This is a genomic window from Kibdelosporangium persicum (genome assembly GCF_013280595.1).
GTDB classification, from domain to species: domain Bacteria; phylum Actinomycetota; class Actinomycetes; order Mycobacteriales; family Pseudonocardiaceae; genus Kibdelosporangium; species Kibdelosporangium persicum.
The window spans coordinates 33,188-60,060 of record NZ_JAAATY010000001.1; the positions used below are offsets into that span (position 1 = coordinate 33,188).

At 67.7% G+C, this 26,873-nt stretch carries 29 protein-coding genes and 1 other annotated feature; of the genes, 16 read left to right on the plus strand and 13 right to left on the minus strand.

All coding sequences use genetic code 11. The annotated features are described in order from the left end of the window. Positions 1 to 6: 6 nt before the first annotated feature. Positions 7 to 906, plus strand: coding sequence for a pirin family protein (locus GC106_RS00170; protein WP_246364584.1), 900 nt, complete (start codon positions 7 to 9; stop codon positions 904 to 906). Here the strand turns inward: GC106_RS00170 and GC106_RS00175 are convergent. Beyond that, positions 892 to 1,491: a LysE family translocator gene (locus GC106_RS00175; RefSeq protein WP_173123051.1), complete on the minus strand. Its 600-nt coding sequence runs from the start codon at positions 1,489 to 1,491 to the stop codon at positions 892 to 894. The two genes, GC106_RS00170 and GC106_RS00175, sit on opposite strands and share 15 nt — an antisense overlap. Before the next feature lie 82 nt (positions 1,492 to 1,573). On the opposite strand from GC106_RS00175, the gene GC106_RS00180 reads away from it, so the two are divergent. After that, complete coding sequence (locus GC106_RS00180; protein ID WP_173123053.1) at positions 1,574 to 2,014, plus strand: Lrp/AsnC family transcriptional regulator; 441 nt, start codon at positions 1,574 to 1,576, stop codon at positions 2,012 to 2,014. A gap of 16 nt (positions 2,015 to 2,030) precedes the next feature. Here GC106_RS00180 and GC106_RS47400 read toward each other — a convergent pair whose 3' ends face one another. The 3 genes from GC106_RS47400 to GC106_RS00195 all read right to left on the minus strand — a co-directional run bounded on the left by GC106_RS47400 (position 2,031) and on the right by GC106_RS00195 (position 3,721). Next, a complete protein-coding gene (locus GC106_RS47400; RefSeq protein ID WP_376777696.1) occupies positions 2,031 to 2,462 on the minus strand; it encodes an IS3 family transposase in 432 nt (143 codons plus the stop codon). Positions 2,463 to 2,534: 72 nt separating this feature from the next. Continuing rightward, positions 2,535 to 2,648: a sequence feature (AL1L pseudoknot), on the minus strand. Next, the gene (locus GC106_RS00190) at positions 2,606 to 2,923 is read right to left on the minus strand and encodes a transposase (protein WP_173123055.1); all 318 of its coding nucleotides are present in this window, start codon (positions 2,921 to 2,923) and stop codon (positions 2,606 to 2,608) included. (Overlaps the previous feature by 43 nt.) A gap of 123 nt (positions 2,924 to 3,046) precedes the next feature. Then, positions 3,047 to 3,721, minus strand: coding sequence for a peptidylprolyl isomerase (locus GC106_RS00195; RefSeq protein ID WP_173123057.1), 675 nt, complete (start codon positions 3,719 to 3,721; stop codon positions 3,047 to 3,049). Positions 3,722 to 3,778: 57 nt separating this feature from the next. Here GC106_RS00195 and GC106_RS00200 point away from each other — a divergent pair, with 57 nt between their 5' ends. Then, positions 3,779 to 5,002, plus strand: a complete 1,224-nt coding sequence (locus GC106_RS00200; protein ID WP_173123059.1) for a sialidase family protein — start codon at positions 3,779 to 3,781, stop codon at positions 5,000 to 5,002. A gap of 50 nt (positions 5,003 to 5,052) precedes the next feature. Beyond that, positions 5,053 to 5,487, plus strand: coding sequence for a protein-tyrosine phosphatase family protein (locus GC106_RS00205; RefSeq protein ID WP_173123061.1), 435 nt, complete (start codon positions 5,053 to 5,055; stop codon positions 5,485 to 5,487). A gap of 57 nt (positions 5,488 to 5,544) precedes the next feature. Here the strand turns inward: GC106_RS00205 and GC106_RS00210 are convergent, their stop codons facing one another. From GC106_RS00210 to GC106_RS49160, 4 genes are read right to left on the minus strand one after another with little or no spacing between them, the layout of a single operon-like run. Then, complete coding sequence (locus GC106_RS00210) at positions 5,545 to 7,023, minus strand: glutamate-cysteine ligase family protein (RefSeq protein ID WP_173123063.1); 1,479 nt, start codon at positions 7,021 to 7,023, stop codon at positions 5,545 to 5,547. A 6-nt stretch (positions 7,024 to 7,029) separates the two neighbouring features. Then, complete coding sequence (locus tag GC106_RS00215; protein WP_173123065.1) at positions 7,030 to 8,262, minus strand: ATP-grasp domain-containing protein; 1,233 nt, start codon at positions 8,260 to 8,262, stop codon at positions 7,030 to 7,032. A gap of 11 nt (positions 8,263 to 8,273) precedes the next feature. Beyond that, the gene (locus tag GC106_RS00220; RefSeq protein WP_217279901.1) at positions 8,274 to 9,011 is read right to left on the minus strand and encodes an esterase family protein; all 738 of its coding nucleotides are present in this window, start codon (positions 9,009 to 9,011) and stop codon (positions 8,274 to 8,276) included. A 2-nt stretch (positions 9,012 to 9,013) separates the two neighbouring features. Then, the gene (locus GC106_RS49160) at positions 9,014 to 10,033 is read right to left on the minus strand and encodes an alpha/beta hydrolase (protein WP_217279902.1); all 1,020 of its coding nucleotides are present in this window, start codon (positions 10,031 to 10,033) and stop codon (positions 9,014 to 9,016) included. A 45-nt stretch (positions 10,034 to 10,078) separates the two neighbouring features. Here GC106_RS49160 and GC106_RS00230 point away from each other — a divergent pair, with 45 nt between their 5' ends. From GC106_RS00230 to GC106_RS00245, 4 genes are all read left to right on the plus strand, one after another. Beyond that, positions 10,079 to 10,282 (plus strand): hypothetical protein, encoded by a 204-nt coding sequence (locus tag GC106_RS00230; RefSeq protein ID WP_173123067.1) that lies wholly within the window; start codon positions 10,079 to 10,081, stop codon positions 10,280 to 10,282. Between the two features lie 48 nt (positions 10,283 to 10,330). After that, positions 10,331 to 10,948, plus strand: a complete 618-nt coding sequence (locus tag GC106_RS00235) for a TetR/AcrR family transcriptional regulator (RefSeq protein WP_173123069.1) — start codon at positions 10,331 to 10,333, stop codon at positions 10,946 to 10,948. A gap of 86 nt (positions 10,949 to 11,034) precedes the next feature. Further along, positions 11,035 to 12,087, plus strand: coding sequence for an LLM class flavin-dependent oxidoreductase (locus GC106_RS00240; protein ID WP_173123071.1), 1,053 nt, complete (start codon positions 11,035 to 11,037; stop codon positions 12,085 to 12,087). Beyond that, a complete protein-coding gene (locus GC106_RS00245) occupies positions 12,084 to 12,662 on the plus strand; it encodes an FMN reductase (protein WP_173123073.1) in 579 nt (192 codons plus the stop codon). Before GC106_RS00240 ends, GC106_RS00245 begins: the two co-directional genes overlap by 4 nt. Before the next feature lie 61 nt (positions 12,663 to 12,723). Here the strand turns inward: GC106_RS00245 and GC106_RS00250 are convergent, their stop codons facing one another. Beyond that, the gene (locus tag GC106_RS00250) at positions 12,724 to 14,139 is read right to left on the minus strand and encodes a lactonase family protein (RefSeq protein ID WP_173123075.1); all 1,416 of its coding nucleotides are present in this window, start codon (positions 14,137 to 14,139) and stop codon (positions 12,724 to 12,726) included. A 400-nt stretch (positions 14,140 to 14,539) separates the two neighbouring features. Here GC106_RS00250 and GC106_RS00255 point away from each other — a divergent pair, with 400 nt between their 5' ends. The 5 genes from GC106_RS00255 to GC106_RS00275 all read left to right on the plus strand — a co-directional run bounded on the left by GC106_RS00255 (position 14,540) and on the right by GC106_RS00275 (position 20,182). Beyond that, positions 14,540 to 15,676: a hypothetical protein gene (locus GC106_RS00255; protein ID WP_246364590.1), complete on the plus strand. Its 1,137-nt coding sequence runs from the start codon at positions 14,540 to 14,542 to the stop codon at positions 15,674 to 15,676. 20 nt (positions 15,677 to 15,696) lie between these two features. Beyond that, the gene (locus tag GC106_RS00260) at positions 15,697 to 16,539 is read left to right on the plus strand and encodes a dimethylarginine dimethylaminohydrolase family protein (RefSeq protein ID WP_173123077.1); all 843 of its coding nucleotides are present in this window, start codon (positions 15,697 to 15,699) and stop codon (positions 16,537 to 16,539) included. Beyond that, entirely contained in the window at positions 16,536 to 17,675 is a 1,140-nt protein-coding gene (locus tag GC106_RS00265) for a type III PLP-dependent enzyme (protein WP_173123079.1), read from the plus strand. The genes GC106_RS00260 and GC106_RS00265 overlap by 4 nt, the downstream gene beginning before the upstream one ends. Beyond that, entirely contained in the window at positions 17,672 to 19,138 is a 1,467-nt protein-coding gene (locus GC106_RS00270) for a saccharopine dehydrogenase NADP-binding domain-containing protein (RefSeq protein WP_173123081.1), read from the plus strand. Before GC106_RS00265 ends, GC106_RS00270 begins: the two co-directional genes overlap by 4 nt. A 96-nt stretch (positions 19,139 to 19,234) precedes the next feature. Beyond that, positions 19,235 to 20,182 carry a DMT family transporter gene (locus tag GC106_RS00275; protein ID WP_173123083.1) on the plus strand — a complete coding sequence of 316 codons (948 nt, stop codon included), beginning with the start codon at positions 19,235 to 19,237 and terminating at the stop codon, positions 20,180 to 20,182. A gap of 184 nt (positions 20,183 to 20,366) precedes the next feature. Here the strand turns inward: GC106_RS00275 and GC106_RS49165 are convergent, their stop codons facing one another. The 4 genes from GC106_RS49165 to GC106_RS00295 form a co-directional block, all read right to left on the minus strand. Beyond that, positions 20,367 to 21,338, minus strand: coding sequence for an FHA domain-containing protein (locus GC106_RS49165; RefSeq protein WP_173123085.1), 972 nt, complete (start codon positions 21,336 to 21,338; stop codon positions 20,367 to 20,369). Further along, positions 21,335 to 21,772 (minus strand): hypothetical protein, encoded by a 438-nt coding sequence (locus GC106_RS00285; protein WP_173123087.1) that lies wholly within the window; start codon positions 21,770 to 21,772, stop codon positions 21,335 to 21,337. Before GC106_RS00285 ends, GC106_RS49165 begins: the two co-directional genes overlap by 4 nt. Before the next feature lie 16 nt (positions 21,773 to 21,788). After that, the gene (locus GC106_RS00290; RefSeq protein WP_217279903.1) at positions 21,789 to 23,243 is read right to left on the minus strand and encodes an FAD/NAD(P)-binding protein; all 1,455 of its coding nucleotides are present in this window, start codon (positions 23,241 to 23,243) and stop codon (positions 21,789 to 21,791) included. A 181-nt stretch (positions 23,244 to 23,424) separates the two neighbouring features. Continuing rightward, positions 23,425 to 23,679: an anti-sigma factor family protein gene (locus tag GC106_RS00295; RefSeq protein WP_173123089.1), complete on the minus strand. Its 255-nt coding sequence runs from the start codon at positions 23,677 to 23,679 to the stop codon at positions 23,425 to 23,427. A 143-nt stretch (positions 23,680 to 23,822) separates the two neighbouring features. On the opposite strand from GC106_RS00295, the gene GC106_RS00300 reads away from it, so the two are divergent. The 3 genes from GC106_RS00300 to GC106_RS00310 all read left to right on the plus strand — a co-directional run bounded on the left by GC106_RS00300 (position 23,823) and on the right by GC106_RS00310 (position 26,863). Then, the gene (locus tag GC106_RS00300) at positions 23,823 to 25,160 is read left to right on the plus strand and encodes a cation:proton antiporter (protein ID WP_173123091.1); all 1,338 of its coding nucleotides are present in this window, start codon (positions 23,823 to 23,825) and stop codon (positions 25,158 to 25,160) included. A 97-nt stretch (positions 25,161 to 25,257) separates the two neighbouring features. Next, positions 25,258 to 26,079, plus strand: a complete 822-nt coding sequence (locus tag GC106_RS49170) for an AfsR/SARP family transcriptional regulator (RefSeq protein ID WP_173123093.1) — start codon at positions 25,258 to 25,260, stop codon at positions 26,077 to 26,079. A gap of 103 nt (positions 26,080 to 26,182) precedes the next feature. After that, the gene (locus GC106_RS00310; RefSeq protein ID WP_173123095.1) at positions 26,183 to 26,863 is read left to right on the plus strand and encodes an RNA polymerase sigma factor; all 681 of its coding nucleotides are present in this window, start codon (positions 26,183 to 26,185) and stop codon (positions 26,861 to 26,863) included. The last annotated feature ends 10 nt before the right edge of the window (positions 26,864 to 26,873 follow it).

Sequence of the window (26,873 nt, forward strand, 5' to 3'; positions counted from 1 at the left end):
CGGCGGATGAGCAACGTCAGCAGCCCGGAGTTCTTCGAGGCCCGCGAAGTCCCGTTGGGCGGGGTCCGGGGCGTCCGGGTCGACCGGGTGTTGCCGCAGCGTGCGCTGCCGACGCTCGGTGCGTGGTGTTTCCTGGACCAGTTCGGTCCGGGTGTGTCCGAGATGGTCGTCCTGCCGCACCCGCACATCGGGTTGCAGACGGTGACCTGGCCGCTGTCAGGCGAGATCCGGCACCGCGACAGCGTGGGCAGCGACGTGATCCTGCGTCCCGGTCAGCTGAACCTGATGACCAGCGGCCGCGGCGTGTCGCATTCGGAGGTCTCGGTCGGGACCGAACCGTTGCATGCTGTGCAACTGTGGGTCGCGCTGCCGGTCGAGGCAGCGGGACAGGAACCCGGCTTCGAGCACCACTCGTCCCTGCCGTGGTACCGGGACGAGGGAATCGACGCGTTGGTGTTCATGGGCGCGCTCGGCGACGCCGAATCGCGTGCCACCACGTACACGCCGCTTGTCGGAGCGCAGATCGACGTCACAGAGGGCACTGTTCCGCTGCGACCTGACTTCGAGTACGGGCTGCTGGTGGTCGACGGCGCGGTCCGCGTCGCCGACGTCGACCTCAAGCCCGGACCGTTGCTGTACCTGGGAACGGGCCGCGAGGAGATCACGCTTGCCGGTCCGGCCCGCGTGATCCTGCTCGGTGGCGAGCCGTTCGCCGACGACCTGGTGATGTGGTGGAACTTCGTCGGACGCGGCCACGACGAGATCGCGGCCGCGCGGGCGGACTGGGAAGGCGCGGACCCGAGCCGGTTCGGCACGGTCGCCGGCCACGGCACTGACCGGATCCCCGCGCCGGTCCTGCCCAACCTCCGCCTCAAGCCGCGCAAACAGCCGCTACGCGATCAGTAGCGAAGCGCCGATCAGCACCATCGCCACACCGGAGATCCGCGAGACGACCGCGGCGGCCCGTGGCCGTGCACCCAGCACGGTCCGGGCCAGCAGGCCGACCGTCAGGTAGACGACCGCGCACGTGATCATGTGCAACGTGCCCAGTGTGGCGGTCTGCAATGCCACCGGCCACCCCGCGCCCGGACGTACGAACTGCGGCAGCAATGCCACGGACAGCAGCAGTCCCTTGGGGTTCAGGCCGCTGACGCCCGCTCCGCGCACCGCCACCCGCCGCGCTGACGGCATCGCGGGACCGGCCGACGGACGCGCGGGCTTGAGCAGGACGGCTCCGCCGGTCCAGATCAGGTACGCCGCCCCGATCGCCGTGATCACCGTCAACAGCCCGGGATGAGCGGCCATCACAGCCGCGAGGCCCGCTGTCACCAGGATCGTGTGTCCCGCGTACCCGGCGACCAGGCCGGCCACCGCGGGCACGACAGACCGGTCACGCAGGCCCGCCGAGATCGCGTAGGCCCAGTCCGCGCCCGGGGTGAGCACCAGCAGCAGATCGATCAGCAGGAACGCCGCCACGGCACCGAAATCCATGCCTGGGACGCTAGATCGATCTCCGGGGAAGGTGTTCCCGGATTTCCCTTCCAAGCAGGCCTCGGGGAGTAAAATCTTGCTTGTGGACAGCGTTGACCGGAAGATTATTGCCGAGCTGCAGCGTGACGGCCGGTTGACGGTGACCGAGCTCGCCGCCCGGGTGCGGCTGAGCGTCTCGCCTTGCCATCGCCGGGTGCGGGAACTGGAACGGACCGGCGCGATCCGTGGCTACCGGGCGGTGATCGACCGGTCCGCGCTCGGCCTCGACTTCGAAGCGCTGGTGTTCGTGTCGATGGGCACGACCGAACGGGCCGTCGTCGCGGCCTTCGAGGAGGCCATCGCGGGGATGCCGCAGGTCGTCCAGGCTGAGCGGCTGTTCGGCGACCCGGACTTCCTGCTGCGCGTGGTCACCGAGGATCTCGCCGCGTACCAACGGTTTTACGACGAGCAGCTGGCCACTTTGGAAGGCGTGCAACGGGTGTCGTCGACGATCGTGATGAAACACGTCGTCGACCGGGTCTGACCGGCCTGCGTGCGTGTCAGCTGCCGTGGTACCACTGGATCATCGACTGGGCCAGCGGGCTTTCCCCGGCTGTGCCGACTGTGAGGTCCACTCCGGACGCCACAACCCGTTCGCTGTAGCGGATCGTGGTGTGACCGTGGTGCCATGCGCCGCCCCACAACGCGGTTTCCAACGCGCTGAGCACCAGGTCTGTGGTGAGCGGGGCGCATCGTTCGTACGCCAGGACTTTGCGGGCTGACTCGTCGACCACGAACAGCGCGCCGCCGTAGTAGTCCACGAACCACCGCCGCAGCGGCGGGCCGCCGCTGGGCGGCCGGGGACCGGCGGAGATCTTCAGCTCACGCATCAGCCGCTCCACCGTGCAGCGGGCGACCCGGATGCCTTCGCCGTTGAGGTGCCGCCAGATGCGCCGTGAGCCGGCGCCGGTCTCGGCGAAGACCCGCAGGATCTCGCGTTTCAGCTCCTCGTCACGGCGTGAGCGGGGTGACGGCGGCCGGGCGACGGCCGCGTAGTACGTCGATGGAGCGATCCCCAGTACCCGGCAGATCGGCTCGACTCCGAAAGTGCTCTTGTGCTCGTTGACGAACTTGATCAGCTGCTCGGTCGCGGGTCGAGCTCCCGCGCGAAGAAAGCCGATGCCGCCTTGAGGATCTCGTTCGAGCGCCGCAACCGCTGGACTTCCCTGGACAGCTCGGTGATCCGGCGTTCCGCGGAGATCGCCTCACCGGGCGACTCGCCGTGGATCTCGGCGTGGCGGACCCACGTGCGCAGGGACTGGTCACCGATCCCGAGCCGGGTGGCGACCTCGGCGATCACCCCGTAGGAGTTGCCGCGGGCCCGCCGGGTGTCGAACACCAGGCGGACGGCACGCCTGCGCAGGTCGTCCGGGTACTTCTTGGGTGCGGGCACAGTCAGATGGTGCCCGGTCACCCGCACAGAGCCCGCACAATCGGCGTACAACAGCCGCCGGGCACCCGCCGGTTCCAGATCACGCCGGGCGCCCCCGACGTGGCATCGGGGGCGCCGCTCCGCCTAGAAACCGCCGAGGGTGATCCGCTCGATCTTCACGGGCTCGGCGGGCAGGCCGTCGCCGGGCACCGCGGGATCGGTGTCGACGATGCCGTTGGCCACGATCCGGTCGAGCACGTCCATGCCCCGCACGACCTTGCCGAACACCGAGTACTTCGGGGCGATGTTGGCGAAGGAGTGCACGATGAAGAACTGGCTGCCGTTCGTGCCCGGGCCCTGGTTGCCCATCGCCACGGTGCCGCGCGGGTAGGTCTCCTGGCCGGTGACCTCGTCGTCGAACTTGTAGCCGGGACCGCCCACCTCGGCCTTGATCAGGTCACCGCACTGCAGCACGCCCAGCCGGGCGTTGTTGGTCAGCCGCCAGCACTGGCTCCTGTCGTAGAAGCGCTGCACGACCAGGCTGATCATGTTGTGCACCGCGCACGGCGCCGCGCCCGCGCGGTTGAGCTCGATGACGACCGGGCCGTAGTTGGTCTTCATCGTGACCTTCTGCGTGCCGATGGTCAGCGCGAACGGCAGCGGGCGCCGGACCGGCCGGGGCGACGGGTTCTCCGGCGTCGGCGTGAACGTGCACGGGACGATCGGCTTCCCGGCGCTCGGGGCGGCCTGGGCCGGCGCGGCCGCGAGCACGGACGCCGCCAGCGCGGCAACGGTGGTGAGGACCCAGCGAAGCTTCATGCCGAGACAATAATCGTTTGTACCTGGCTTGTATCCCCGCTCGCCAGGATGGAACGCATGCAGGCCACAAAGACCTGGGGAAGGCTGCTGCTCGCGGCCGTCATCATGACCACGGCGCTGCCCGGCACCGCTTCGGCGGCCGCGCAGTCGCACTCCGAGAAGATCATCTTCGACGGCGGCGGGGATGACACGCTCAACGGCATCCGGTACCACTCGTTCCGCATCCCGGCACTGATCCGGACCACCGGCAACACGCTGATCGCGTTCGTCGAGGGCCGGGCGGCGAACAACCGCGACTACGGCAACATCAACCTGCTGTACAAGCGTTCCACCGACAACGGCGCCACGTGGTCCAAGCTGGACGAGGTGGTCGGCGGCGGGCAGGGCGTCTGGGGCAACCCGACGCCGGTGGTCGACCGGTCCACCGGCAAGATCTGGCTGTTCATGAACCACCAGCCGGAAGGCCACCACCCCGTCGACTCGTGGGACGACCGGCAGGTCTGGCTGTCGTCCAGCACCGACGACGGCGTCACCTGGCAGGCGCCGGTGAACATGTCGGAAAGCCTGAAACCCCGCACCCTGGCCTCCGGCAAGAGCTGGAACTGGGACGCGGTCGGCCCCGGCGTGGGCATCCAGACCACGGTGCGTAACCCCGGCAGGCTCGTGATCCCGGCGCAGCACCGGCACATCTACAGCGACGACCACGGTGCGACCTGGAAGGTCCAGGTCATGCGGACCACCACCGGCGCGGCGATGGAACAGACCGGCGAGTCCACCGTGCTCGAACTGGCCGACGGCAGGCTGTACCGCAACGACCGGCCGACGTCGGCCAACTGGGAGACCGTGAAGCGGCGCTGGGTCGCCCGCGGCACGATCGAGTCCGGGTTCACGCCGTTCTCCGGCGCGGACTGCCTGCTCGATCCGCTCAACGAAGCCTCGACCATGCGGTACAACGCCGACGCGCCCGCGCGTCTGGCCTTCGTCAACTCGGCGAGCACGACCACCCGCACCAAGATGCGCATCCGGATGAGCGAGGACGAAGGCAAGACCTGGAGCTACAGCCGTCCGTTCTCCGACGCGCCGCTGCCCGGCGAAAGCTCGACGTACAAGGAAGGCGGCTACTCCAGCATCGTCAAGACGGCCGACTACCACGTCGGTGCGCTGATCGAGGTCAACGAGAACACCGGCAGCAGTTCGACCTCACACCGGTCGATCGCGTTCCGGAAGGTGAACCTGCCGTGGATCCAGGGTGGGGTTCAGGAACCGAACTGCACCGAGTAATCACATCGGATGTCCGTGCGCCGCGCCGTCGAGGTTGGGTACAAAGTGGTATGACCAGTTCCCACCTTGATGGCGCGATCCAACTGCCCGACGGGACCTGGATCCGCGGCCGGGGCCTGCGAAACCCCGCGCCTCCTGGCCTGGCGCCGGACTACGGCCTGTACCTCGGATCGGCGAAGCTGCGCGGGAAGCACGAGTTCGGCTGGCCGCACGACTGGGTCGAGTGGCCGGACTTCCTGCTCCCGAAGGACAAGGCCGCGGCCGTGCGCGCGATCCGCGACCTGTACGACACCGCGCGCTCAGGCAAACGCGCGGAAGTCGCTTGTGGAGGCGGCGTCGGCCGGACCGGCACGGTGATGTCCTGTCTGGCCATCCTCGCCGGAATCGCCCCGCACGACGCCGTCACCTGGGTGCGCGAGCACTACCACCGCCGGGCGGTCGAAACCCCGTGGCAGCGAAAGTGGGTCCTGAAGTTCACCCCCTGAATACCCCTCGTGAGTGTTTGTCGGGGTTAGAACACCGATAAACACTCACGAGGGGGGTTAGTCCATGGGCCAGGCGTGGACGGGGGTGTTGGAGTGCATGTTCGTGATGTACAGGTTCAGCATGGTCCGCAGGGCGGTGTAGCGGTCGGCGTTGTCGCGCTGCTCGATCCGGGCGACCTCGTTGACCTGCCAGGTGGCGCCGTTGCGGCCGGTCAGGCAGCGGTCCTGGATGATGCCGAGCAGCCGGTCCCGCTCGTCGGGGTGCACGCCCCAGCGGTCCAGGCCTTCGTAGGCCATCGGCAGCAGCCGCCGGAGCACGAGCTCCGCGGCGGGCACAAAACCGACGCCCGGCCAGTAGAGCTGGGCCTCGATGCCGTGCCGCGCTCCGAGGTGGAAGTTCTCCTCCGCGGCGCTGAACGACATCTGCGACCAGATCGGCCGTTCGGCCTCGGCGAGCATACGCACCACGCCGAAGTAGAACGCCGCGTTGGCAAGCATGTCCGCGACGGTGGGACCGGCAGGCAGCACACGGTTCTCCACCCGCAGGTGCGGAGTTCCGTCGACCACGTCGTACACCGGCCGGTTCCACCGGTAGATCGTCCCGTTGTGCAACCGCAGCTCGGCCAGTGACGGGATCTGTCCCGCCTCCAAGGCGTCGAACGGGTCCTCGTCGTCCAGAATGGGCAGTAGCGCGGGGTAGAGCCGGACGTTCTCCTCGAACAGGTCGAACACCGACGTGATCCACCGTTCGCCGAACCACACGCGCGGCCGCACGCCCTGGGCTTTCAGTTCGTCCGAGCGGGTGTCGGTGGCCTGTTCGAACAACGGAACCCGGGTTTCCTGCCACAGGTTCTGCCCGAACAGGAACGGCGAGTTGGCGGCCAGCGCGAGCTGGACGCCCGCGATGGCCTGGGCGGCGTTCCAGTACGCCGAGAACTGCGCCGGGCTGACCTGAAGGTGCAGTTGTGAGCTGGTGCAGGCCGATTCCGGGGCGATCGAGTCGCAGGTGACCTCGAGGCGTTCGGTGCCTTCGATCGCGATGTGCATGTCCTCGCCGCGCGCGGTGAAGATCTGGTCGTTCAGCAGGGCGTAGCGCGGATTCGCCGACAACGAGTCCCGCGTGAGGTCGGTCGCGCGCAGGGTCGGCAGGATGCCGACCATCACCATGTGCGCGCCCTGGGTCCGTGCCTTGGTCTCCGCGGCGTTCAGGCTGGCCCGGACCTGATCCTCGAACCGTGTCACGCCACCGCCGGCCAGTTCCCGCGGCTTGACGTTGATCTCGATGTTGAACTGGCCCAGTTCGGTGACGAAGTCCTCGTCGGCGATGGCGTTGAGCACCTCCTCGTTGCGCATTGCCGGCTCGGTCCGGTTGTCGACCAGGTTCAGCTCGATCTCCAGGCCGGTCATCGGCCGTTCGAAGTCGAACCGGGACTCCTGCAGCATCCGGGCGAACGCGTCCAGGCAGCGCCGGACCTTGTGGCGGTAACGGGTTCTGTCCTCGCGGCTGAACTCCCGCCGCTCGACTTCCTGTCCCATGGTCGCTCAGCCTTCCTGGATCCAGAGTCCGATCAGGCCGCGGAAGTGCGCGACGAACCGATCATGCTCAGCCGGTGGGTAGGTGGTCCGGACCGTCTCGACGAGCAGCGCGTCGAAGTCCGGTGAGGACACCCAGTCGCGCACCATGTCGTCCACAGTGGACAAGGAGGTGGCGCAGAACTCGTGGTAGCGGGTTGTGTCGAAGTAGTCGTCCGCGAGCTTGAGGTACTCGGCCAGCTTGGCCTCGTAGTCCATTCCGGAGTCCGCGACCTCGAAGTACCGCCTGGTGTCCAGGTCCAGCCGCGGCCTGCGGCCGGTGACCGCGCAGAACACCGACCACTTCAGCAACGCGCCGATCGCCCACGGGAAGTAGTAGTGCAGCGAGGTGATCGAGATGTCCGGGCAGGCGTTGGCGTAGTCGATCGGGCAGACCTCCGGGCCGACCACCAGGCTCTCGCAGGAGTTGAACTCCCACCGGAAGAACGCGTTGATCAGCCGCGAGATCGTGACGACCTCGGAACCCGCCTGCTCGGACAGGAAACCGTGCTGCACGGCGTAGCGCTCGTGCATCGGTTTCTCCGGCTGGAACCGCATGACCATGGTGTCCGGGCCGATGGTCAGCGACCGCGCGAACGAGTCGTAGCCCTCGATCGACGCCTGCAGGTGCATCAGCATCTCACCGGAAGCGTCATAGGCCGCGTGCAGCGTCTCGGGATCGGTGATCCGTGAGACACCACGCCAGGCGCCGCCGTCGTAGGGCTTCATGAACAGCGGATAGCCGACCTCGGCGGCGACCGCGTCCAGGTCGAACGACTTGTTGTACTTCGCCGCGGTGTAGGCGTACTTCGCGTGATCGACGGGATTCTTGTACGGCACAAGCCACGTCGGCGGTACCTTCAGGCCCAGCCGCATCATCGCGCAGTAGGCCGCGTGCTTCTCCATCGACTGGAACGTGAACGGGCTGTTGAGCAGGTACACGTCGTCCATCAGCGCGATCTTCTTCAACCACTCGCGCGGCACGTAGTACCAGTACGCGAGCCGGTCGATCACCAAGTCGTAACGCGGTTTCGCGCGCAGGTCGAACGGTTCGATGGTGATCCGCTCGGTGGTCAGGGAGTGGTCGACGCCGGCGGCGTCACGAACCGGCCCCAGGCGTCTGACCAACGTCTCGAACGCGCGCGGCCAGTCCTCCTCGGTGCCCAGCAGCAGCCCGAGCAAGTGCTCTGTGCGGTCCGGCATGCGCGTCCTCCCTAGACGAACCTCGGCAGGTGGTGTGCGATCTGGGCACGCCAGGACGGCCAGTCGTGCGGCACGTCATGGCCCCAGACGTCGAGTTCACAGCGCAGGCCCTTGTCCCGCAACAGACCGGCCATGTGCTGGGTGGACGGCAACGCACCCGTGGTGTCCTCCCACTGTCCCCGCCCGACCACGAGCAGGATCGACAGCCGGGACCGTAACCAGTCGAGGTGGTCGCCGTGCAGGTTCGGTACGAAGTCCACTGGGTTGGCGAAGTACAGCGCCTCGCCGCGTTCGCCCCAACCGTGCCACGCGGACGCGTCGTAGTTGCCGGAGAGCCCCAGCGCGAGCGGGAAGAGATCGGCGCGGCGCAGGCCGAAGAGCACCGCGTGGAAAGCGCCGAGCGAGCATCCCATCGTGGCCACCTCCCGCGGACCGCCCCGGGGATCGGCACAGTCGGCGTGGATCATCGGCAGCACCTGCTCAAGGACCCACGCCTCGTAACCGCCATGGTGCCGCGCACGCTCCTCCAGCGGGATCGACCGGTTGGACCATGACGCGCCGTCGTAGGAGTCGACGCAGTAGAGCTTGACGCGACCGTCGTCCAGCAACGGGCGGACCGCGTCGATCATCTCGTTGCTCTCCCAGTCCCACGCGCGCCCTTGCTCGGACGGGAAGACCAGGAACGGCCTGCCGTAGTGGCCGTACGCGATCACCGTGCCGCCGCCCAGCTCCACTTGGTCACGCCGCAAAGTCAGCCCTCCCAGACCGTGCGCAGCAGGTCGGCCAGCGGGGGGTCGAACGCGTCCCGCCACCCCACATAGTTGTGCGCGTCCGGCACTTCCACCAGTCCCGTCGGATATCCCAGCGCCACCAGCGCCGCCGCCATCTGGCGGTTGTTGGCCAGGTTCTCCTCGGCCAGGCCGCAGGTGAGCGTCACCGGGACCGGTGTGCCCCTGCCGGTGCCGCGCACGATCCCGCCGACGAACCTGGTGACCCGCCCGAAGCGGCTGTACCCCGACTCCTGCGGATCCAATCGTCGGTCGAAGAAGGACGCGGACTGCAGGAACAGCCCGCCGAACAGGCCCGGCCTGCGGCGTTGGGCGTGCAGCATGGCCAGCCCGCCGAGGCTCGCCCCCATCCCGACCACGGGCTTCTCCACCGGAACGAGTTTCCGGATGGCCGGCAGCAGGTCGCGGGCGAGCACGCCGGGGTACGCCGGATTGCCGGAGTACTCGTCGTCACGATCACCCGGCTGGAGCAACGCGACCCGGTGCGGGATCTCGAACCAGGCGGAGAACCTGGTCAGCCCGGCCAGCCGGTCGTACTCGGGCCCGTCGTGGGCGACCAGCAACGGCATCGGGCCGTCGCCCGGCGACCACAGGCAGGCCTTGATCCCCGGGACGTCCAGGTCGGCGTAGTCGCCGGTCGCCGGGGTGTCCAGCCAGACGGGCGGGGAGTAGTCCGGAAACTCCACGACGGACTTGTCGCCGAACGCGCCCGGCGCGGTCCTGTCGTTGCCGGGATCGCAGATCTCCTCGACGCGACCGTCACGGTGCCGCAGTCGCAGACGGTATTCCATCCGCCAGACCGGCGGCCGGTTCAGCCGTAACGTCCAGCATTCGCCGGTGTGGGTGAACTCCGTTCCGGTGTTCGGCAGGGACAACGCGGGCAGCAGCCGGACACCGGTGAGAACCGGGCCGTTGTCCGGCAGTCTGAAGGTCACCGAACTGGCCGTGACCAGCGGGCCGCCTTCGACGGTCGATTCGTCCACGCGGTCAACGATCTCACGGCACAGTCCCGCGGCGGGAACAAGCGCGTGACCACGGCCAGGTCGTGCCGTTCGCCGCCGCCGACGGCGGCGGGAATCTTGTGCTCGACCAGCGGTCAGCACGACGAGGAGTCCGGGATGTACTCCGGGAGCCGGCCGCCCACGTTGACCGAGTTGCTGGTGCACTACCGCCCGAAGGCCAGGGTGGCGTCCTGGCCTTCGGGCGGCCTCCACTGTGGACAAGGACGCTGACACTGTGGACACCTGCCGGTTCGCGCGGTCCCGGGTACCGTGGGAGTCGTGCCGCCAAGCGACCGGATGCGCCGCGACGCCGAGACCAATCTCCGCAGAGTCCTGGCTGCGGCAGCCGAGGTGTTCGCCACGCGTGGGTTGACCACGACCCTCGCCGACGTGGCGGCACACGCCGGCGTCGGAGTGGGCACGGTCTACCGGCGGTTCGCGAACAAGGACGAACTGATCTACGAGGTCTACCGGGAACGGATCGGCCGCACCGGGGAACTGGCCCGCGAGGCGAGCGGGACCGAAGACGTCTGGGCCGGTTTTGTCCGGTTCTTCGAGACGTCCATGCGGGATCTGGCGGCCGACCGTGGCCTGTGGGAACTGACCACGGGCGGTTACAACAACTCGCTGGGCTGGTCGCGCGGCGCCCCGCCGACCCGGCTGGCCGAACTGCTGGCCGACAACCGCAAGATCGTGAACGCCCACCTGGACAGACTCGTCCGCCGGGCCAAGGACGCCGGCCGGCTCCGCGAGGACTTCGAGGTCGGCGACATGGTGGTGCTGTCCGCCGCGGTCCAGGCCACGATCTCGTTCGGCGACGACGTGGCGCGCCGCGCCCTCGGCTTCGTCCTCGACGGTCTGCGCCCGGCAGGCGTCACGGGATCAGGTACTGACTGACAGCACGCGCGGTCGCTCTGCGTCATGGAATAGACGCCGGCCCTCTCCGGTTGACTTGAACATTCAAGTCATGTGAGGAGAGGGACATGCAGTTCGGGATCTTCGGGGTCGGGGACATCGCGGTCGACCCGTGGACGGGCCGGTCGCCGTCCGAACACGAGCGCATCAGGAACATGGTCGAGGTCGCGGTCAAGGCCGAGGAGATCGGCATGGACGTGGTCGCGGTAGGCGAGCACCACAACCGGCCGTTCGTGACCTCGTCACCGACCACGATCCTCGGCTACATCGCGGCCCGGACCAGCAGGATCATCCTGTCCACATCGGTCACGCTGATCACCACCAACGATCCGGTGAAGATCGCCGAGGACTTCGCGACCCTGCAGCACCTGGCGGACGGCCGGGTCGACCTGATGCTCGGCCGGGGCAACACCGGCCCGGTGTATCCGTGGTTCGGCAAGGACATCCGTGACGGCATCGCCCTGGCGGTGGAGAACTACGCGCTGCTGCACCGGCTTTGGCGTGAGGACGTGGTCGACTGGGAGGGCAAGCACCGCACGCCGTTGCAGTCCTTCACCGCCACGCCGCGGCCGCTCGACGGCGTGCCGCCGTTCGTCTGGCACGGGTCCATCCGCAGCCCGGAAATCGCCGTGCAGGCCGGGTACTACGGCGACGGCTTCTTCCACAACAACATCTTCTGGCCGAAGGAGCACACCAAGCGGATGATCGACCTGTACCGCGGCCAGTTCGAGCGCTACGGGCACGGGCCGGCCGGCCAGGCGATCGTCGGGCTGGGCGGGCAGACGTTCATGCGGCGCGAGTCCCAGGACGCCATCGAGGAGTTCCGGCCGTACTTCGACAACTCGCCGGTGTACGGCGGCGGTCCGTCGCTCGAGCAGACCATGCGGGAGACGCCGCTCTCCGTCGGCAGCCCGCAGGAGGTCATCGACCGGACGCTGCGGTTCCGTGAGGACTTCGGCGACTACCAGCGTCAGCTGTTCAATGTGGACGGCATGGGCCTGCCGCACAAGGTCGTGCTCGAACAGCTCGACATCATGGGTGAGGAAGTGCTTCCGGTGCTGCGCAGGGAGTTCGCTTCGATGCGTCCGCTCGCTCCGACACACGAAAGCCGCAAGTCATGAAGCTCGCGGTGGTCTCGGCGGGCCTGAGCCAGCCGTCGTCGACGAGGCTGCTCGCCGACCGGCTGGCCGCGGCCACCGTCAGGGCCGAAGAGATGGACGTCGAGACGATCGACTTGCGCGGCCACGCGCACCACCTCGTCGACGCGATGCTGTCGGGGTTCGCGTCCCAGGACCTCAAGCCGGTGCTGGACAGCGTCGCTGAGGCGGACGGCTTGATCGCTGTCACGCCGACCTACGCGTCCTCGTACAGCGGCTTGTTCAAGTCCTTTGTGGATGTCCTTGACGAGGAGGCGGTGGCGGGAAAGCCGGTGCTGATCGGCGCGACCGGTGGTACGGCACGGCATTCGTTGGTGCTGGACTACGCGCTCCGGCCGTTGTTCACGTACCTCAAGGCGATCGTCGTGCCGACCGGGGTCTACGTCGCGTCGGAAGACTGGGCCGGCACCACCTTGGCCGCCCGGATCGACCGGGCAGGGGCGGAACTGGCCAGGGAGATGGCCGGCCGGGAGAAGACGGTCGCCGCCGATCCGTTCACCGATCCGGTGTCCTTCGAGGACCTGCTCGGCGGACGGTAAAAAGCCGACGGCTCCGCGAGATCAGGTCTCACGGAGCCGCCGGCCGGCCCTCGCAGGTGGCTCAGAACGCTGCGATTCCGAACGGTGCGAGCTGCCCGGTTGTGTCCACGCCAGGCCCGTCGAAGACCTTCTGGTCCTCGACATGGGTCAGCCTGCCGTCACTGTTGGTACGGAACACCTGAACCATGCCCAGGTTCGAGTTGAGCTGGTACAGGTACTGGCTGTCACGGCTGAGTGCCATGTCGGTGGTGCCGTCGGTCAGCTTGTCGTCGTTGGGGTCCTTGCCGGGTTCGGCGGTCGCCGAGGCGTGCAGCAAGGTGAGGGCACCGTTCTCGTCCACCGCGTAGGAGGACACGGTTCCTCCGCCGAAAGCGTTGGAAGTGAAGGCCATCCGGCTGTCATTGGTGATGACGACCCAGCAGTTGTCCGTTCCCATGTTGGGCACGGCCTTGCTGATGGCCTTCAGCGTTCCGTCCTCACGGATGGTGTAGCTGCTCGTGGTGCTCTTGCCGGGGTTGCTGTGGTCCTGCTCGCTGACCACCAGCGTGCCGTCCTTGGTGAACGCGAAGCCGAACGGGCCGATCCCGGCTGGATCCATGACCTGCTTGGCACCGAGCATGCCGTCGGGAGTGACGTCGAAGGTGACGATCGCGCCCTTCTGCGGCGTCTTGGTCGGCAGGCTCGCCACGCGCTCGGTCACCACGAGCTGCTCACCGTCCTGCGTGAAGGAGACCTGGGAGCACCCGGAACCCTGCCCGCCCGACAGCGGCCGGGTGGAGTTCTCGATCTGCGTCAGGTCGCCCGCCTCGGTGACCCGGAAACCGGTCACCGTCGGCGGTTCGCCGTGCGTGCAGTTGTCCAGGAAGTCGGTGGCGTCGTCCGGCGGGCGGTTGAGGATCAACCGGTCGTCGAGCTCACCGCTGTTGAGCACGTACAGCAGACCACGGTTCACCGTCAGGCTGACCGGCGTCTCACCGCCGGACGGAACCGTCTCCACCAACTGCAGCGAGTCGGCGGCGACCCGGAACACCGTGATCGAGTTGCTGCCCGCGTTGGGCACGAACAGCAGTTGCGGGTTGTCGATGTTGTGCTGTGGCGAGGCTTCACCGTTCGCCGTGCCCAGCACGACGCCGTTGGCGCTGTCCTGGAAGCTGCCGGTGCCCACACCGCCGGTGTCGTACCGGCCGACCTCGCTGAGCCTGCCGTCCTCATTGCGGGCCAGTGCCACGACTTCGTTGCCGTGCTGGCTGTTGGACTGCACGAACACCGCGCCCTTGCGCAGGTCGAACGCCGAGCCGCCACCTGGTGCGGCGTCACCGCCCTGAGCGGCGGCCGGCGCGTTCACCGGCTGCCCGGGCGGCGGTGCCTGGTTGGTGTTCGCCATCGGTGTGACAGCGGCGGAGTCGTCGCCGTCGTCGGTGAGGACGAGACCGACGACAAAACCGATCCCTAACGCGACGACCACCCCGATGATCATGGCGATCACCAGTGGGCCGCGCCGCCTGCGCGGCGGCGGGGACGCGGTCAGCCATCCTGGCCCGCCCTGCACGCTGGCCGGCGGCGTTTGTTGAAATGCGGCAAACCCTTGGGTCGGGTGGTGTCGGCCATAGGGGTCCGCCGGGGGCCGCTCGTTTTCAGCGTTGTCCATTGTGCCTCTCCCCGTGGATTGCCGGAATCTTCGCCGCGGAGTGTTCCAAGGGGGCCGTCACACCACAGTCACCTGCCCGTGGCATCTGCCGTGACAGGCCAAAACGTGGATATTACGGAAACCTTATCGGCGGGCCGGGCGGGAAGTCGATCGCGGGATCACCGGGTTAGCTTGGGATGCGTGCCGCGCCATGGCGAACACATTCTTCGAACCCAAGGAATGGTTTCCGATGACTCTGATATCCACGCTTTCCGGGCACGATGAAACGACAAAACCGCTGCTGGACATGATCGCCGAACTGCCGCAGCTGCCGGACGACTTCGATTTCGGCGACGACATCCACACCGCGCACGAGGTGCTGCTGTCGGACGAGGCGACCGAGGAGGAGAAGCGGGCCGCGCTGTTCAAGTTCACCAGCCGCAGGCAGCCGTGCCTGTTCGGCAGGCTCGCCTCACACGCCGACAAGGGCGAGAGCGCCACCAAGGGCCTGGGCATCGACCTGGTCTGGATCCACGAGTGGGAGATGGCGCTGGACCGCGACTACGTGACCGCGAAGATCCAGCGCGCCCGCCGGGAGTGGAAGGACCGCGCCGAACGCGGCGAGAGCAGCGGCTTCCTGATCATGTTCAACAGCCGCAAGCTGGCGTACGCCAAGCCCAGCAAGGAATTGCTGGACATCTGCGTCGAGGTGTCGAACCTCTACCTGGTCGAGCACGCGCCGATCGACGTGGACGTGATCTACACCGAGGCGGTGCCGCTGCGCCGGGCGGACGGCCAGCTCACGCTGTTCAAGGCGGGCTGCAACATCTTCTACGCGGGCGCGCACATGACGGTCAACCACGACCGGCGGCTGCCCGGCGGGCTGATGTTCTCGATGAACTCACCGGGCCACTTCGCCAATTCGCTCGTGCTGCGCGGCATCCGGGAGAGTTTCGAGGACGCGGTCGACTTCGTCAGGGAAACGGCGTTCCGGTCGATCGGCAACGGCGGTATCGGCTGCCCGCACATGCCCAGTGCGAGCTGGCACAACGAGGCCGACGACAACTCCGACATGGTCGACGGCCGCAAACGCCCGCACTACATCCCGGACAATTTCGACCCGAGCCGCTATTCCGCCGTCTACCACACCGACGTGCTCTGCCCGACCGCCGTGACCACCGACGACCGGTTGATCAAGGAACACTATTCGGAGAACGACGCCGAGGTCTGGCCGTATCTGATCCTCGACTACATCACCACCGACGTGTTCCCGGAGGACCACGTCAACCACGGCCTTTTCCACGGCCACGAGATCGAGGACTGCGGGAAGTACCACAACCCGTGGCCCGCGCGCGTCGCGCACAACAAGGAACTGTTCGAGTACTGAAGCCAGGAAGGGGAGACTCGATGGCCGAACTGACCTGGGGACGACGGTTCCTGATGTGCCCGCCCGAGTACTTCGACGTGTCCTACTCGATCAACCACTGGATGGACACCGAGGTCAAAGTGGACCGCGACAAGGCGTTCGAGCAATGGCAGGACCTGGCCGGCACGCTGCGGGCGGCCGGCGCCGTGGTCAACGAGGTGCCGCCGCAGCCGGACCTGCCGGACTTCGTGTTCACCGCGAACGCCGGGATCATCGACAACGGCGGGTTCCTGCCCGCGCACATGCGTTTCTCCCAACGAAGGCCGGAAGTCGATCACGTCCGCCGGTGGATGTCGGCCAACAGCTGGGAGGTCTTCGAACCGCCCCCGGCGGTGCAGGAGGGCGCGGGCGACGCGCTGCCGTTCGCGGGCGGCCTTGTCGCGGGATACGGGATGCGGTCCGAACTGTCCGCCTACGACGCGATAACCGAACGTACCGGGTGGACAGTGCACCCGTTCCAGCTGACCGATCCCCGTTACTACCACATAGATATCGCCTTCTGCCCGCTCGACAGCAGAACCGCGCTGATCGTGCCGGAGGCGTTCACGCCCAACGACCGCAGGCGGCTCGCGCGCCTGGTGCCCGACGCGGTGCTGGCGACCACCGAGGAAGGCTCGATGTTCGTGGCCAACTCGATCGTCGTCGGCCGCACCGTCGTGATGCCCGCGTGCACCCCACGGCTGGCGAAGTCCCTGGAACGCAGGGGTTTCGACATCGCGGTCTGTGACGTCTCGGAGTTCCTCAAGGCAGGCGGCGGATGCCGGTGCCTGACCCTGGCGCTGGACGTGACGCTCAGCTCGGACTCCGACGAGGTGGCGGCATGATCAGTCCAGGCGTGGCGCGGTTCCTCGCGGGAGCCACCCAGCAGACCCCGTTCCTCGTGATCGACCTCGACGTGGTGGAGCAGCGGTACCGGGAGATCCGGGCCGCTATGCCGTACGCCAAGCCGTACTTCGCGGTCAAGGCGACGCCGGAGCCCGCGGTCATCCGCAGGCTGGTGGAGCTCGGCGCGTGTTTCGACGTCGCCAGTCCCGGCGAGATCGACCTGTGCCTCGAGCAGGGCGCCGCCCCGGAGTGCCTGTCGTACGGCAACACCATCAAGAAGGAAGCCGACATCGAGTACGCCTACAAGCTCGGTGTGCCGATGTTCGCCTTCGACAGCCTGCGTGAGGTCGAGAAGCTCGCCCAGGCGGCGCCGGGCGCCTCGGTGTTCTGCCGGTTGCTGGCCGGCAGCGCGGACGCGCGGTGGCCGCTGAGCGACAAGTTCGGCTGCTCCACGGACTTCGCCGTCGACCTGTTGCAGAAGGCGGCGAAGTGGGACCTGCGGCCGTACGGCGTGTCGTTCCACGTCGGCTCCCAGCAGACCAATCCGGACCGCTGGGACGCCAGCATCGCCGCCGCGGCCAAGGTTTTCGGAGAGCTGCGGGAGATCGGCGTCGAACTCGAGATGGTCAACATCGGCGGAGGCTATCCGGCCCGGTACGTCGACGACGTGCCGCCGATCGCCGAGTACGGCGACAAGATCAGCGCCGCGCTGGACCGGTGGTTCGGCGCCGACCGCCCGGTCATCGTCTCGGAACCCGGGCGGAGCCTGACCGCCGACGCCGGCGTGCTGCGCGCCCAGGTCGTGTCCGTCCGGCGGCCGTTCGAAGGCGGGGACCGCTGGATCTACGTCGACGCGGGCAAGTTCGGCGGCCTCGCGGAGACCGAGGGCGAGTCGATCATCTACCGGGTGCTGACCAGCCAGACCGGGCCGACCAAACCGGTCGTGCTCGCCGGGCCGACGTGCGACAGCCTCGACATCCTGTACCGCCGCACCAAACACGAGCTGCCGCTGGCGCTCGACGTAGGGGACACAGTGGACTTCCTGTCCGCGGGCGCGTACACGACCAGCTATTCGTCGGTGGGGTTCAACGGTTTCCCGCCGCTGCCCACCTACTGCATCGGAGACAAGCGATGACGCACCACCAGAAGATCCGCTTCGACGGACGGATCCTGTTGCTCGGCAGCGGATCGGTGTCCCAGTGCCTGCAACCGTTGCTGTTGCGGCATTTGGACATGCCGTTCCGGCGGCTGACCGTCATGGACTTCGAGGACAAGCGCGACCGGATCCGCGACACCCTCGACGCGGGCGCGCGGTACGTCCAGCACCGGATCACACCGGCCAATCTGGACACCACGCTGAGCGAGTACCTCGGGCCGGGCGACATCCTGATCAACCTGTCGTGGAACATCGGCGCCGAGGACATCATCACGTGGTGCCACTACCACGGTGTCCGGTACGTCGACACGTCAGTCGAGGAGTGGAACCCGTACGCCGACATGACCAACCGGCACCCGTCCGAGCGCACCCTGTACGCACGGCACCGGGCCATGCGCACGATGGCGGCACGCTGGCCGGACCGCGGACCGACAGCGATCGTGGAACACGGCGCCAACCCCGGTCTGGTCAGCCACTGGACCAAGGTCGCGCTGGAGGACATCGCCACCGCGATGCTGAAGTCGCCGGACGACCTGCCCGCTCCGCTGACCGCCGCCCGGCAGACGGCGTTGGAGGAGGCGTTGCACGAAGGCGACTACGCGCGCCTGGCGATGGAGACCGGAACCAAGGCCATCCACATCTCCGAGCGGGACACCCAGATCAGCGACCTGCCCAAGGAGGTCGGCGAGTTCGTCAACACCTGGTCGGTGGAAGGGTTCTACGAGGAAGGCGTCGCGCCCGCCGAACTGGGCTGGGGCACGCATGAGAAGACCCTGCCGCCGAACGCCGTCGTCGACGAGGAGCCTGGCGGGCAGATCTGCCTGGCCCAGCCGGGCATGACCACCTGGGTGAAGTCATGGGTGCCGTCCGGCGGAGAGATTCTCGGACTGCTGATCCGGCACGGCGAGGCTGTGACCATCAGTGACCACCTGACGGTGCGCGAGGACGGCGCCGTGAAGTACCGGCCGACCGTGCACTACGCGTACCTGCCGACCGACGCGGCGATCGCGTCCGTGCACGAGTGCCGGATGACCGGGTGGAAGCTGCAGGACCAGCAGCGGATCATGAACGACGAGATCGTCAGCGGCATCGACGAGCTCGGTGTGCTGCTGCTCGGGCATGACCTGAACGGGTGGTGGACCGGGTCGCAGCTGTCGATCGAGGAGACCAGGGAGCTGCTGCCGGGCCAGAACGCCACGACACTGCAGGTCGCGGCGTCCGTGCTGGGTGCGGTGCACTCGCTGATCCGGCACCCCGAGCAGGGCCTGTGCGTGCCGGACGACCTGGACCACCGGGAGATCCTGTCGGTGGCCAACCCGTACCTCGGGCCGTGCCCGTCCGTGCGGACCTCGTGGAAACCTTCCGACCCCGGCCTTTTCGACGCCTACCTGGGCGTCAAGCGGCCGGACGACCCTTGGCAGTTCGCCAACATCCTGGCCTGACAGCACACAGTGACGGACATGTGACGGTTGGCGTCTTAGCGTGCGGGCATGCCTGTAACGCAAGGCGCCAACTCGTCGTGACCAGGGGATGGAGACATGAACAGCATCACCGCTCGGTTCGCTCTCGTCCTGGCCGCCATCGGCTGGGGCAGCGCGACAACAGCGACCAAATACGCACTGGACGGGTTCGGCCCGTCAACGTTGTTGCTGGTCAAGCTGGCCGCGGCCGCCCTCGTACTGTGGGCGGTACTGGCCGTCAAAGGCGTACCGAAGGTCAAACGAAAAGGCCGGCTCGCCTGGCTGGGCCTGTTCGAACCGACACTGGCCTACGGCGCACTGACACTCGGCTTGGCGTACACCACCGCGACGAACGGGTCACTGCTCGGCGCGAGCGAAGCCTGTTTTGTCGTCGCACTGGCCGCGGTGTTCCTCAAGGAGAGGATCGGCGCGCGGTCGCTCGTCGGCCTGCTGCTGGCCTTCGTCGGCGTGCTGCTGATCGAGGAGGTCTTCTCGGTCTCCCCGGACTTCAACGTCGGTGACATGATCATCCTGGGCGGCAACCTGGCCGCGGCGATCTACGTGATCCTGGCGGCGAAGGTCGCGCCGACGGTGGACTCGCTGTCGATGACGTCCTACCAGTTCCTCTGGGGCGTGCTGTTGTCGCTGCCGTTCGCGGTGTTCCAGTGGTCGACCGGCGCCGAGGCGGTCCCCGTCGACGTGTCGTGGCACTTCTGGGTGGTCGCGGCGATGATCGGCGGAGTCGGGTTCGCCGGCAGCTTCCTGGTGTACAACTACGTCATCAAGTTCATCCCGGCCGGGCTGGCGGGCGTCACGCTCAACCTGGTCCCGTTGTTCGGCGTGCTCACCGCGATCATCTTCCTCGGCGAGCACCTGACGTTCTGGACCATCGCGGGCGGCATCGCGGTGATCGCCGGGATCATGATGTTCCCCGGTGACAAGAAGGAAGTCGTCGACGAACCGGAAACGGTCCCCGGGCAAGGCCACCTGGTCCACGGTCCGGTCGTGCCGGACGGCCGCCGCTGACACGTAAGCTGACGCCGGAATCGCCGCACGCGGGAACAAAGCCCGCGTGCGGCGATTCGCGTGTGAAGAACCCTCGTGAGTGTTTATCAGGGTTAGAACACGGATAAACACGCACGAGGAGGCCCCTTGTGCTTGCGCACAAGGGGCCTCATGTGTTGGCGTGCCTGCCGGGAACGCCTTCGCTCTATGCCGCGCGGTAGGTGTAGTAACGGAACTCCCGGCGTCCGAAAGCTCCCGTGGCACCGGGCTTCAGCGCCGTCACGGTACCCGGTGACAACCGGTTCCATGTCCCGTCGGACTGCACGTACGTGCCGTTGGCCGAACCGACGTCCATGACTCCTACCTGCCAGTCGTTCAGTACGACCCGGGCGTGCAGGCGGGACACGTCCGGATCGGGCAACGCCACCGGACTGGCCAAACCCGAGACCACGGCCTCGTCCGCATCGGGCGCGCGGCCGACGACGTGGTCTCGTACCAGGGGATACGTCTTTCCGTCGTCGAACACCAGGACTCCGAGCTGGGGCCGTTCGCCCAGCACGGGCTCGCGGGACACCTGGGCCATCGAGATCCCGCAGGTTCCGCAGTAGGCGATCACCGGATCGTTGAAGTGCGAGTTCCTGCAGTGCACGCCCAGCACCCGGGAGCCCGTGGAGGGCGGGTCCGACACCACGGAAGGCCGGTACACCAAGGCATCGGCGCGGACCACGCCACCTTTGATCCGTCCCCACGTCCTGTCCACCTCGCCCGCGGGTGCGGAGCCGATCGTGCCGCGGATCTCCGCCACGTCGCCCACGACTATCCGATCCGTGAACGTCACCGCGTCCCGGCCGTCCAGCGTGGTGTTCTGTCCGTCCACTGTGAACGTCAGCGCGGCGTCGCCGTGCACGATCGCGGCCACGCCGCCGTCGCCCGACGGGCCGACGACGCATAAGGCCGGGAAGTCGTTGCCGGTACCCGCCATGCTGAGCACGGCGGCCAGCCTGCGGCTCAACTGCCTGCCGCCGTCGGGCGACTCGGCCACCTCGGCCACCGCGCTGATCAGGTTGCGGATCCGGGACTCCTGGCCCGGCGTCGCCTCACAGAGCATCATCATGTCACCGAACCGGGCAAGGACACCTTGCCCGGGCAGGTGACGAACACTGTGTCTGGTCGTCACAACAGCCTCCCGCCACGGAAACGCCAATGGATGAACGGCACCCGCATCGGCCCGTTGGCCACCAGCCAGACCGCGAGCCAGACGAGTACGAAGTGGATGGTGAACGCCTCGGTCGGCACCGGGCCCGGCAGGCCGGGCACCAGGTCCCGCGTCGCGAGCAGCCACACCACTATGCCTTCGGGTACCAGGGTGAGCAGGCCGAACAACGTCGGCCAGTCCTTCTCCCAGCGCCACTGCATGAGGAAGTGGTAGATCAACTCCCAGCCGATCCCGAGCACGGCGACCGCCGCCAGCACGACGAACGTGGCCTGGTAGCGGTCGCCGAGCGGTCCGTCGACCGGCAGGATCGGGGTGAGCGCCGCGGTCACCAGCCCGCCGATCACCGCGAGCAGGAACAGTCTCGTCTGGATCCGGCCGGCAAGGGTTGGCACCATGGGATTTCCCCTCTCTCTATACGGGACGGCCGTTGGCCCACTTGAACCACTGGGCGATCGAACGCCCCGCGCCCATCCGGCGGCAGTAACCGCGCCGCGCCACGTCGTCCATCACTTCCTGGGCGGAGATCTGCAGGCCGAGGAACGTGTCGACGCCGGGGAAGTAGCCGCCGAACGAGGCCGCCCCGGTGGCGTAGACCCGGCCGATGCCGCTGCCGGCACCGCGGACCTCGAAGCTGCGCTCGACATCCAGCCTGCCCAACGGGTTCTGGGTGGCTCCGCTGTGCTGCAACAGGTCTTTCAGGACCTCGTGCCGTGACACGTCGCCGTCAAGGCCGGTGCAGTCGATCACGTAGTCGACGCGCAGGTCGTTCACCCCGCCGGCGTGCTGGATGCGTGCCACCATCTGGTCACCGTCCAGGCGCATGTCCTGAATGGTCCCGCCGACGGTGTGGTACCAGCCGCCTTTCCTCGCCTTGGCGAGGTTTCGCTGCCAGTGCCTGCGCCATGCCGTTGTCGTGCCGCCGATCTCGTCGTACACCTCGGCGCGCGCCGAACCCTCCAGCCGCCGCATCCGGGCCTTGAGCTGACCGCCCCACGCGGACTTCGGGTAGTTGAAGCCCTGGTAGGCGAAGCCGTTGCGGCCGGGGCGGCGTGACCACATGTGGGAGCCGTGCCTGCCGTCGTAGTACGTCCGGAACAGTTGCACGATCTGGGTTTGCGACCCGTACTTCAACCGGTCGGTGATCAGCCGTTCGAGCACGGCGGACGTCACGATTCCGCCGCCGCGCACGAGCACGGTGCCGGGCCTGCGGCGCAGCACCTCGTACACGTGCTCGTGATCCTCGTAGCCGTTGACCACGTGGTGGAAGTCGTTGAGCTTGGTGCGGAACGCCTGCATGTCCGGCAGGAAGCGCAGTCCCGCGTACCCGACGGCCAGGTGCACGTCCCTGGAACGGAAAGCGGTCCGGCCGTCGGCGTTCTCGAGGATGGTGAAGTAGCCGCCGCCCGCACGCCTGCGGACCATCCGGACCTCGCCCTGCACGAGCATGTCCCAGTAGCCGATCCGGTGCGCCTCGCGTTCGATGCCCTTGAGCACCATGTCCAGCTCGGGCGTGTAGAAGTCCGCGAAGACCGGCTCGAAAAGCACCTGGAGCAACGGTTTCACCGACTTCCTGGCGACCGCCTCCTGGATGGCGAAGGACGGGAAACCCCAGAGGTTGTCCGGCCGGGACGCCGAGTCGGAACGGATTCGCTTCTGCCGCGGCAGTTGGGATACCCGCGTCAGGTGTTCGTAGGTCTGCCAGGGATGACTGAGGTTGGACAGCACACGGATGTCCGACGCGGGCACGCCGCCCGCGACCCGCAGGTAGTCCACTGTGACAAAGGAGCCCATGCCGCCGCCGACACTGACGAACGGCACGTCGTGCAGTGGAATCCCGGCGGCGTCGACCATTTCGTCGGTCCACACGTCGAAACGGTCGAGGGGCGGTCGATCAGCGGGGGCTGACCGCGTGTGGATCGAGTCGTCCAGGAGGGTCACGTAGCTCACCGTCCTCGATGTCTGCGCCAGGGCAGGCCATGTGGCGGCCTGGCGCCGGTCGTGGTCAGCGGCAAGCGTCCGTGAAGGGGCGTCGCACAGCCGTGACGTGTCACGAATCCGGTGGGGTGGCCCATTTCCGGTAGATGTCGAGCACGTTCCGTTCGACCTCCGGCGGCAGGTTCTCCGACGGCAGACTGGACAACGTCCGCAGCGTCACCCGCAGTTCGCCGAGGTGCGCCTCACAACCACCGCAGTTGTGCAGGTGCACGCGGACCCGTGCCATCTGGTCCGGGCGCAGCGCGTCCTCCAGGTAGTCGGAAAGTTGCTCGACCAGCTCCGCGCACGTCATCTCCGTGGCATCCATCGTGGCCCTCCTCGGTTGGCGCCCGGTGGCGCCGTCCATTACAGCTTCTGGCAAGCGTTTTGACCAGCCGCGTCATGGTCGGGTGACGTCGGGGCGGTCAAGATCGGCGTTCATCCGCCGCCCATAGGTCTACGGGGTCGTTCATGAGTTTCGCATCCGCACCCGCGCCAGTGGCGTCACACCAGTTGCTGATCTTCCTGTTGCAGCTGGTACTTCTGCTCGTACTGGCGTTCGCGCTGGGTCGCCTGGCCGAACGCGTCAACCTGCCCGCCATCGTCGGCGAACTGTTCGCCGGCGTGCTGCTTGGCCCGTCCCTGCTCGGTTTTGTCGCGCCCGCGGTGTCGAACTGGCTGCTGCCCGCCGATGCCGAGCAGGCGCGCATGCTCGACGGCGCCAGCCAGATCGGTGTTCTGCTGCTGGTCGGCGTGACCGGCTGTTACCTCGATCTCGGCCTGATCCGCCGCAAACGAGGCACCGCCGCGAAGATCAGCATCGCCGGTTTGGTGATACCGCTGGGGTTCGGCATCGGACTCGGGGCGCTGCTGCCCGCGTCGCTGATCCCGGACACCACCACCCGGTGGGTGTTCGCCATGTTCCTCGGCGTGGCCATGTGCGTCACGGCCATCCCGGTGATCGCGAAAACACTGTCAGACATGCGTTTCCTGCACCGTGACGTCGGACAGCTGACGCTCGCGGCCGGGTTGATCGACGACGCGGTCGGCTGGTTCCTGCTCTCGGTGATCTCCGCGATCGCCACGGTCGGCGTGACGATGGGCTACATCTCGTTGTCCATCCTGTACCTGATCGGGTTCGTCGCGTTCGCGTTCCTTGTCGGACGGCCGTTGGTCGGCAGGCTGATGGCGTTCGCCGAGCGGTTCAGCGGGCCCGGGGCGACCATCGCGCTCACCGTGATCGTGATCATGAGCGGTGCCGCGATCACCCAGGCCATCGGCCTCGAAGCGATCTTCGGCGCGTTCGTCGCGGGCATCGTGATCGGGTCGGCTCGCACCGCGGGCCAGGCCAAACTCGCGCCACTGCACACGGTGGTGCAGTGGGTGCTCGCGCCCCTGTTCCTGGCCAGCGCCGGGCTCCGGATGGATCTCACGGCACTGGCCGACGCGGGCGTGGCCTTGGCCGCGCTGGCGATTCTCGTCATCGCGATCCTCGGCAAGTTCACCGGCGCCTATCTGGGCGCCCGGATGTCCCGGCTGAGCCACTGGGAAGGGCTCGCGATCGGCGCCGGGATGAACGCGCGGGGAATCGTCGAGGTCGTCATCGCGACGGTGGGATTGCGGCTCGGTGTCCTGGACGTCGGGATGTACACGGCCATCGTGCTCGTCGCCGTGGTGACGTCCTTGATGGGGCCGCCCGTGATGCGCATGGCGATGTCCCGTGTGGTGCAGACCGACGTGGAGGCCCGGCGCAAGGCCCTGCACGACCGGTGGACCGAGCCGCCCGGTGAGCAGCCGAAAGCCGCGTGACCGCGGTGGGCCGGAAGTTCCGGAAAAGAATCTTGTAACGCTGTGCGTCCGGCCGGCCACTGTGTAGAAGCACCCGCTGACGACTTCGGGAGGGACAGTGACCGGGTTAGCAGAGCGAGTCTTTTCCACCGCCACGCAGGAAACCGCCGAACAGGAGGCAAGGATCATCAGGCTGCCGACCGCGGCCGGACAGGACCTGGCCGCCGAGCCCACCGGCCGCGCCACCGCCAGGGTGAACATGCTCGGTGGATTCCAGTTACTGGTCAACGGTGAACTGGTGCAGGTCAGCCTCACCGGGCAACGGCTGCTCGCGGTCGTCGCCTGCCGGCCAGGACCTGCGGTGCGCAGTCAGGTCGCGCACGTGTTGTGGCCGGACACCACCAGTGTCCGGGCGCACGCGAACCTGCGGACCGCGGTGTACCGGCTGGAACGCAGCTGTCCGGGCATGCTCGAGGCGACCAGCTCGTACCTGCGGCTGGCGCCGGGCATCACCGTCGATCTGGACCAGACCCGTGAGCTCGCCACGCGGATCCTGGCCACCGCGGGCCCGTTGGACCCCGAGCTGGTCAAGGACGCGCTCGAGGCGAACCTGTACGACGACCTGCTGCCGGAGTGGGACGAGGACTGGCTGTGCGAGCACCAGAGCCGGTACCGGCAGCTGCGACTGTCCTGTTTGGAAACTCTGTCGCAGCGGCTGGCGGAGTCCGGTCACCACGGTGCCGCCGTGCACGCCGCACTGGCCGCGGTGCACGCCGACTCGTTGCGCGACAGCGCACACGAGACGCTGATCAGGGCATGCCTGACGCAGGGCAACCGGCACGAGGCGCAGACTTACTTCGCCTCGTACCAAAGGATCTTCCGCACCGAGCTGGGCGTCGAGCCCGCCGCGACCATCGGCCAGCTGCTGCGCACCGGCTGAGCTGTGGTGATTCCGCTCCGGCACCGAACCGCCACGCTGTGCTTGGTCGCCGAGTCCGTTCGTTGCACGCGCGGGTTCACCGACTTCGCGTTAGTCTCAACCAATGGGGATCGAAGCGGGGGAGGGGGAACAACCCTTCCCGCCCGACAGTGAACTCGTCGCCCGCCTGCGGGGCCGGGACGAGACGGCCTTCGTGCTGATGGTCGGTTCCTGGTCGGGCGGGCTGCTGAGACTGGCGAGACATTTCGTCTCCACCAACGATTCCGCCGCCGAGGTCGTGCAGGACACCTGGCTCGCGGTGATCCATGGCCTCGACTCGTTCGAAGGCAGATCGTCCCTGAAGACCTGGGTCTGCCGGATCCTGGTCAACACCGCGAAGCGCCGCGGTGTGCGGGAGGGCCGGACCATTCCGTGGAGCAGCCTGCCCGTCGCGCAGGACCAAGGGCCGACCGTGGATCCTGCTCGGTTCCTCGGCCCGGAGTCGGAAGATCCAGGTCACTGGCGGGTGTTCCCGCAGCCGTGGCCGATGCCGTCGCCGGAGCAGGAGGCGGTGGCCAAGGAGACGAGGGCCGTTGTCGAGGAGGCCCTCACGCACCTGCCCGACCGGCAACGCATAGTGATTACGCTGAGGGACGTGGAAGGGTACAACGCCGAGGAGGTGTGCTCCATTCTGGAGCTCAGCGCGGCCAACCAGCGGGTTCTGCTGCACCGCGCGCGGGCGTTCGTCCGCGGGCGGCTCGAGGAGTACTTCGCGGGAGCCAAGGCGGCGGCTGATGGGGGATGATGCCGATCCA

What these genes read in the sequence shown, in the direction of transcription:
- GC106_RS00200 (WP_173123059.1), top strand. Translation starts at nt 3,779, where the DNA reads ATGCAGGCCACAAAGACCTGGGGAAGGCTGCTGCTCGCGGCCGTCATC.
- GC106_RS00245 (WP_173123073.1), top strand. Translation starts at nt 12,084, where the DNA reads ATGAAGCTCGCGGTGGTCTCGGCGGGCCTGAGCCAGCCGTCGTCGACG.
- GC106_RS00250 (WP_173123075.1), bottom strand. Translation starts at nt 14,139, where the DNA reads ATGATCATCGGGGTGGTCGTCGCGTTAGGGATCGGTTTTGTCGTCGGT.
- GC106_RS00205 (WP_173123061.1), top strand. Translation starts at nt 5,053, where the DNA reads ATGACCAGTTCCCACCTTGATGGCGCGATCCAACTGCCCGACGGGACC.
- GC106_RS00295 (WP_173123089.1), bottom strand. Translation starts at nt 23,679, where the DNA reads ATGGATGCCACGGAGATGACGTGCGCGGAGCTGGTCGAGCAACTTTCC.
- GC106_RS00260 (WP_173123077.1), top strand. Translation starts at nt 15,697, where the DNA reads ATGGCCGAACTGACCTGGGGACGACGGTTCCTGATGTGCCCGCCCGAG.
- GC106_RS00215 (WP_173123065.1), bottom strand. Translation starts at nt 8,262, where the DNA reads ATGCCGGACCGCACAGAGCACTTGCTCGGGCTGCTGCTGGGCACCGAG.
- GC106_RS00275 (WP_173123083.1), top strand. Translation starts at nt 19,235, where the DNA reads ATGAACAGCATCACCGCTCGGTTCGCTCTCGTCCTGGCCGCCATCGGC.
- GC106_RS00170 (WP_246364584.1), top strand. Translation starts at nt 7, where the DNA reads ATGAGCAACGTCAGCAGCCCGGAGTTCTTCGAGGCCCGCGAAGTCCCG.
- GC106_RS00210 (WP_173123063.1), bottom strand. Translation starts at nt 7,023, where the DNA reads ATGGGACAGGAAGTCGAGCGGCGGGAGTTCAGCCGCGAGGACAGAACC.
- GC106_RS00265 (WP_173123079.1), top strand. Translation starts at nt 16,536, where the DNA reads ATGATCAGTCCAGGCGTGGCGCGGTTCCTCGCGGGAGCCACCCAGCAG.
- GC106_RS00285 (WP_173123087.1), bottom strand. Translation starts at nt 21,772, where the DNA reads ATGGTGCCAACCCTTGCCGGCCGGATCCAGACGAGACTGTTCCTGCTC.
- GC106_RS00255 (WP_246364590.1), top strand. Translation starts at nt 14,540, where the DNA reads ATGACTCTGATATCCACGCTTTCCGGGCACGATGAAACGACAAAACCG.
- GC106_RS00195 (WP_173123057.1), bottom strand. Translation starts at nt 3,721, where the DNA reads ATGAAGCTTCGCTGGGTCCTCACCACCGTTGCCGCGCTGGCGGCGTCC.
- GC106_RS00175 (WP_173123051.1), bottom strand. Translation starts at nt 1,491, where the DNA reads ATGGATTTCGGTGCCGTGGCGGCGTTCCTGCTGATCGATCTGCTGCTG.
- GC106_RS00300 (WP_173123091.1), top strand. Translation starts at nt 23,823, where the DNA reads ATGAGTTTCGCATCCGCACCCGCGCCAGTGGCGTCACACCAGTTGCTG.
- GC106_RS00270 (WP_173123081.1), top strand. Translation starts at nt 17,672, where the DNA reads ATGACGCACCACCAGAAGATCCGCTTCGACGGACGGATCCTGTTGCTC.
- GC106_RS00310 (WP_173123095.1), top strand. Translation starts at nt 26,183, where the DNA reads ATGGGGATCGAAGCGGGGGAGGGGGAACAACCCTTCCCGCCCGACAGT.
- GC106_RS00240 (WP_173123071.1), top strand. Translation starts at nt 11,035, where the DNA reads ATGCAGTTCGGGATCTTCGGGGTCGGGGACATCGCGGTCGACCCGTGG.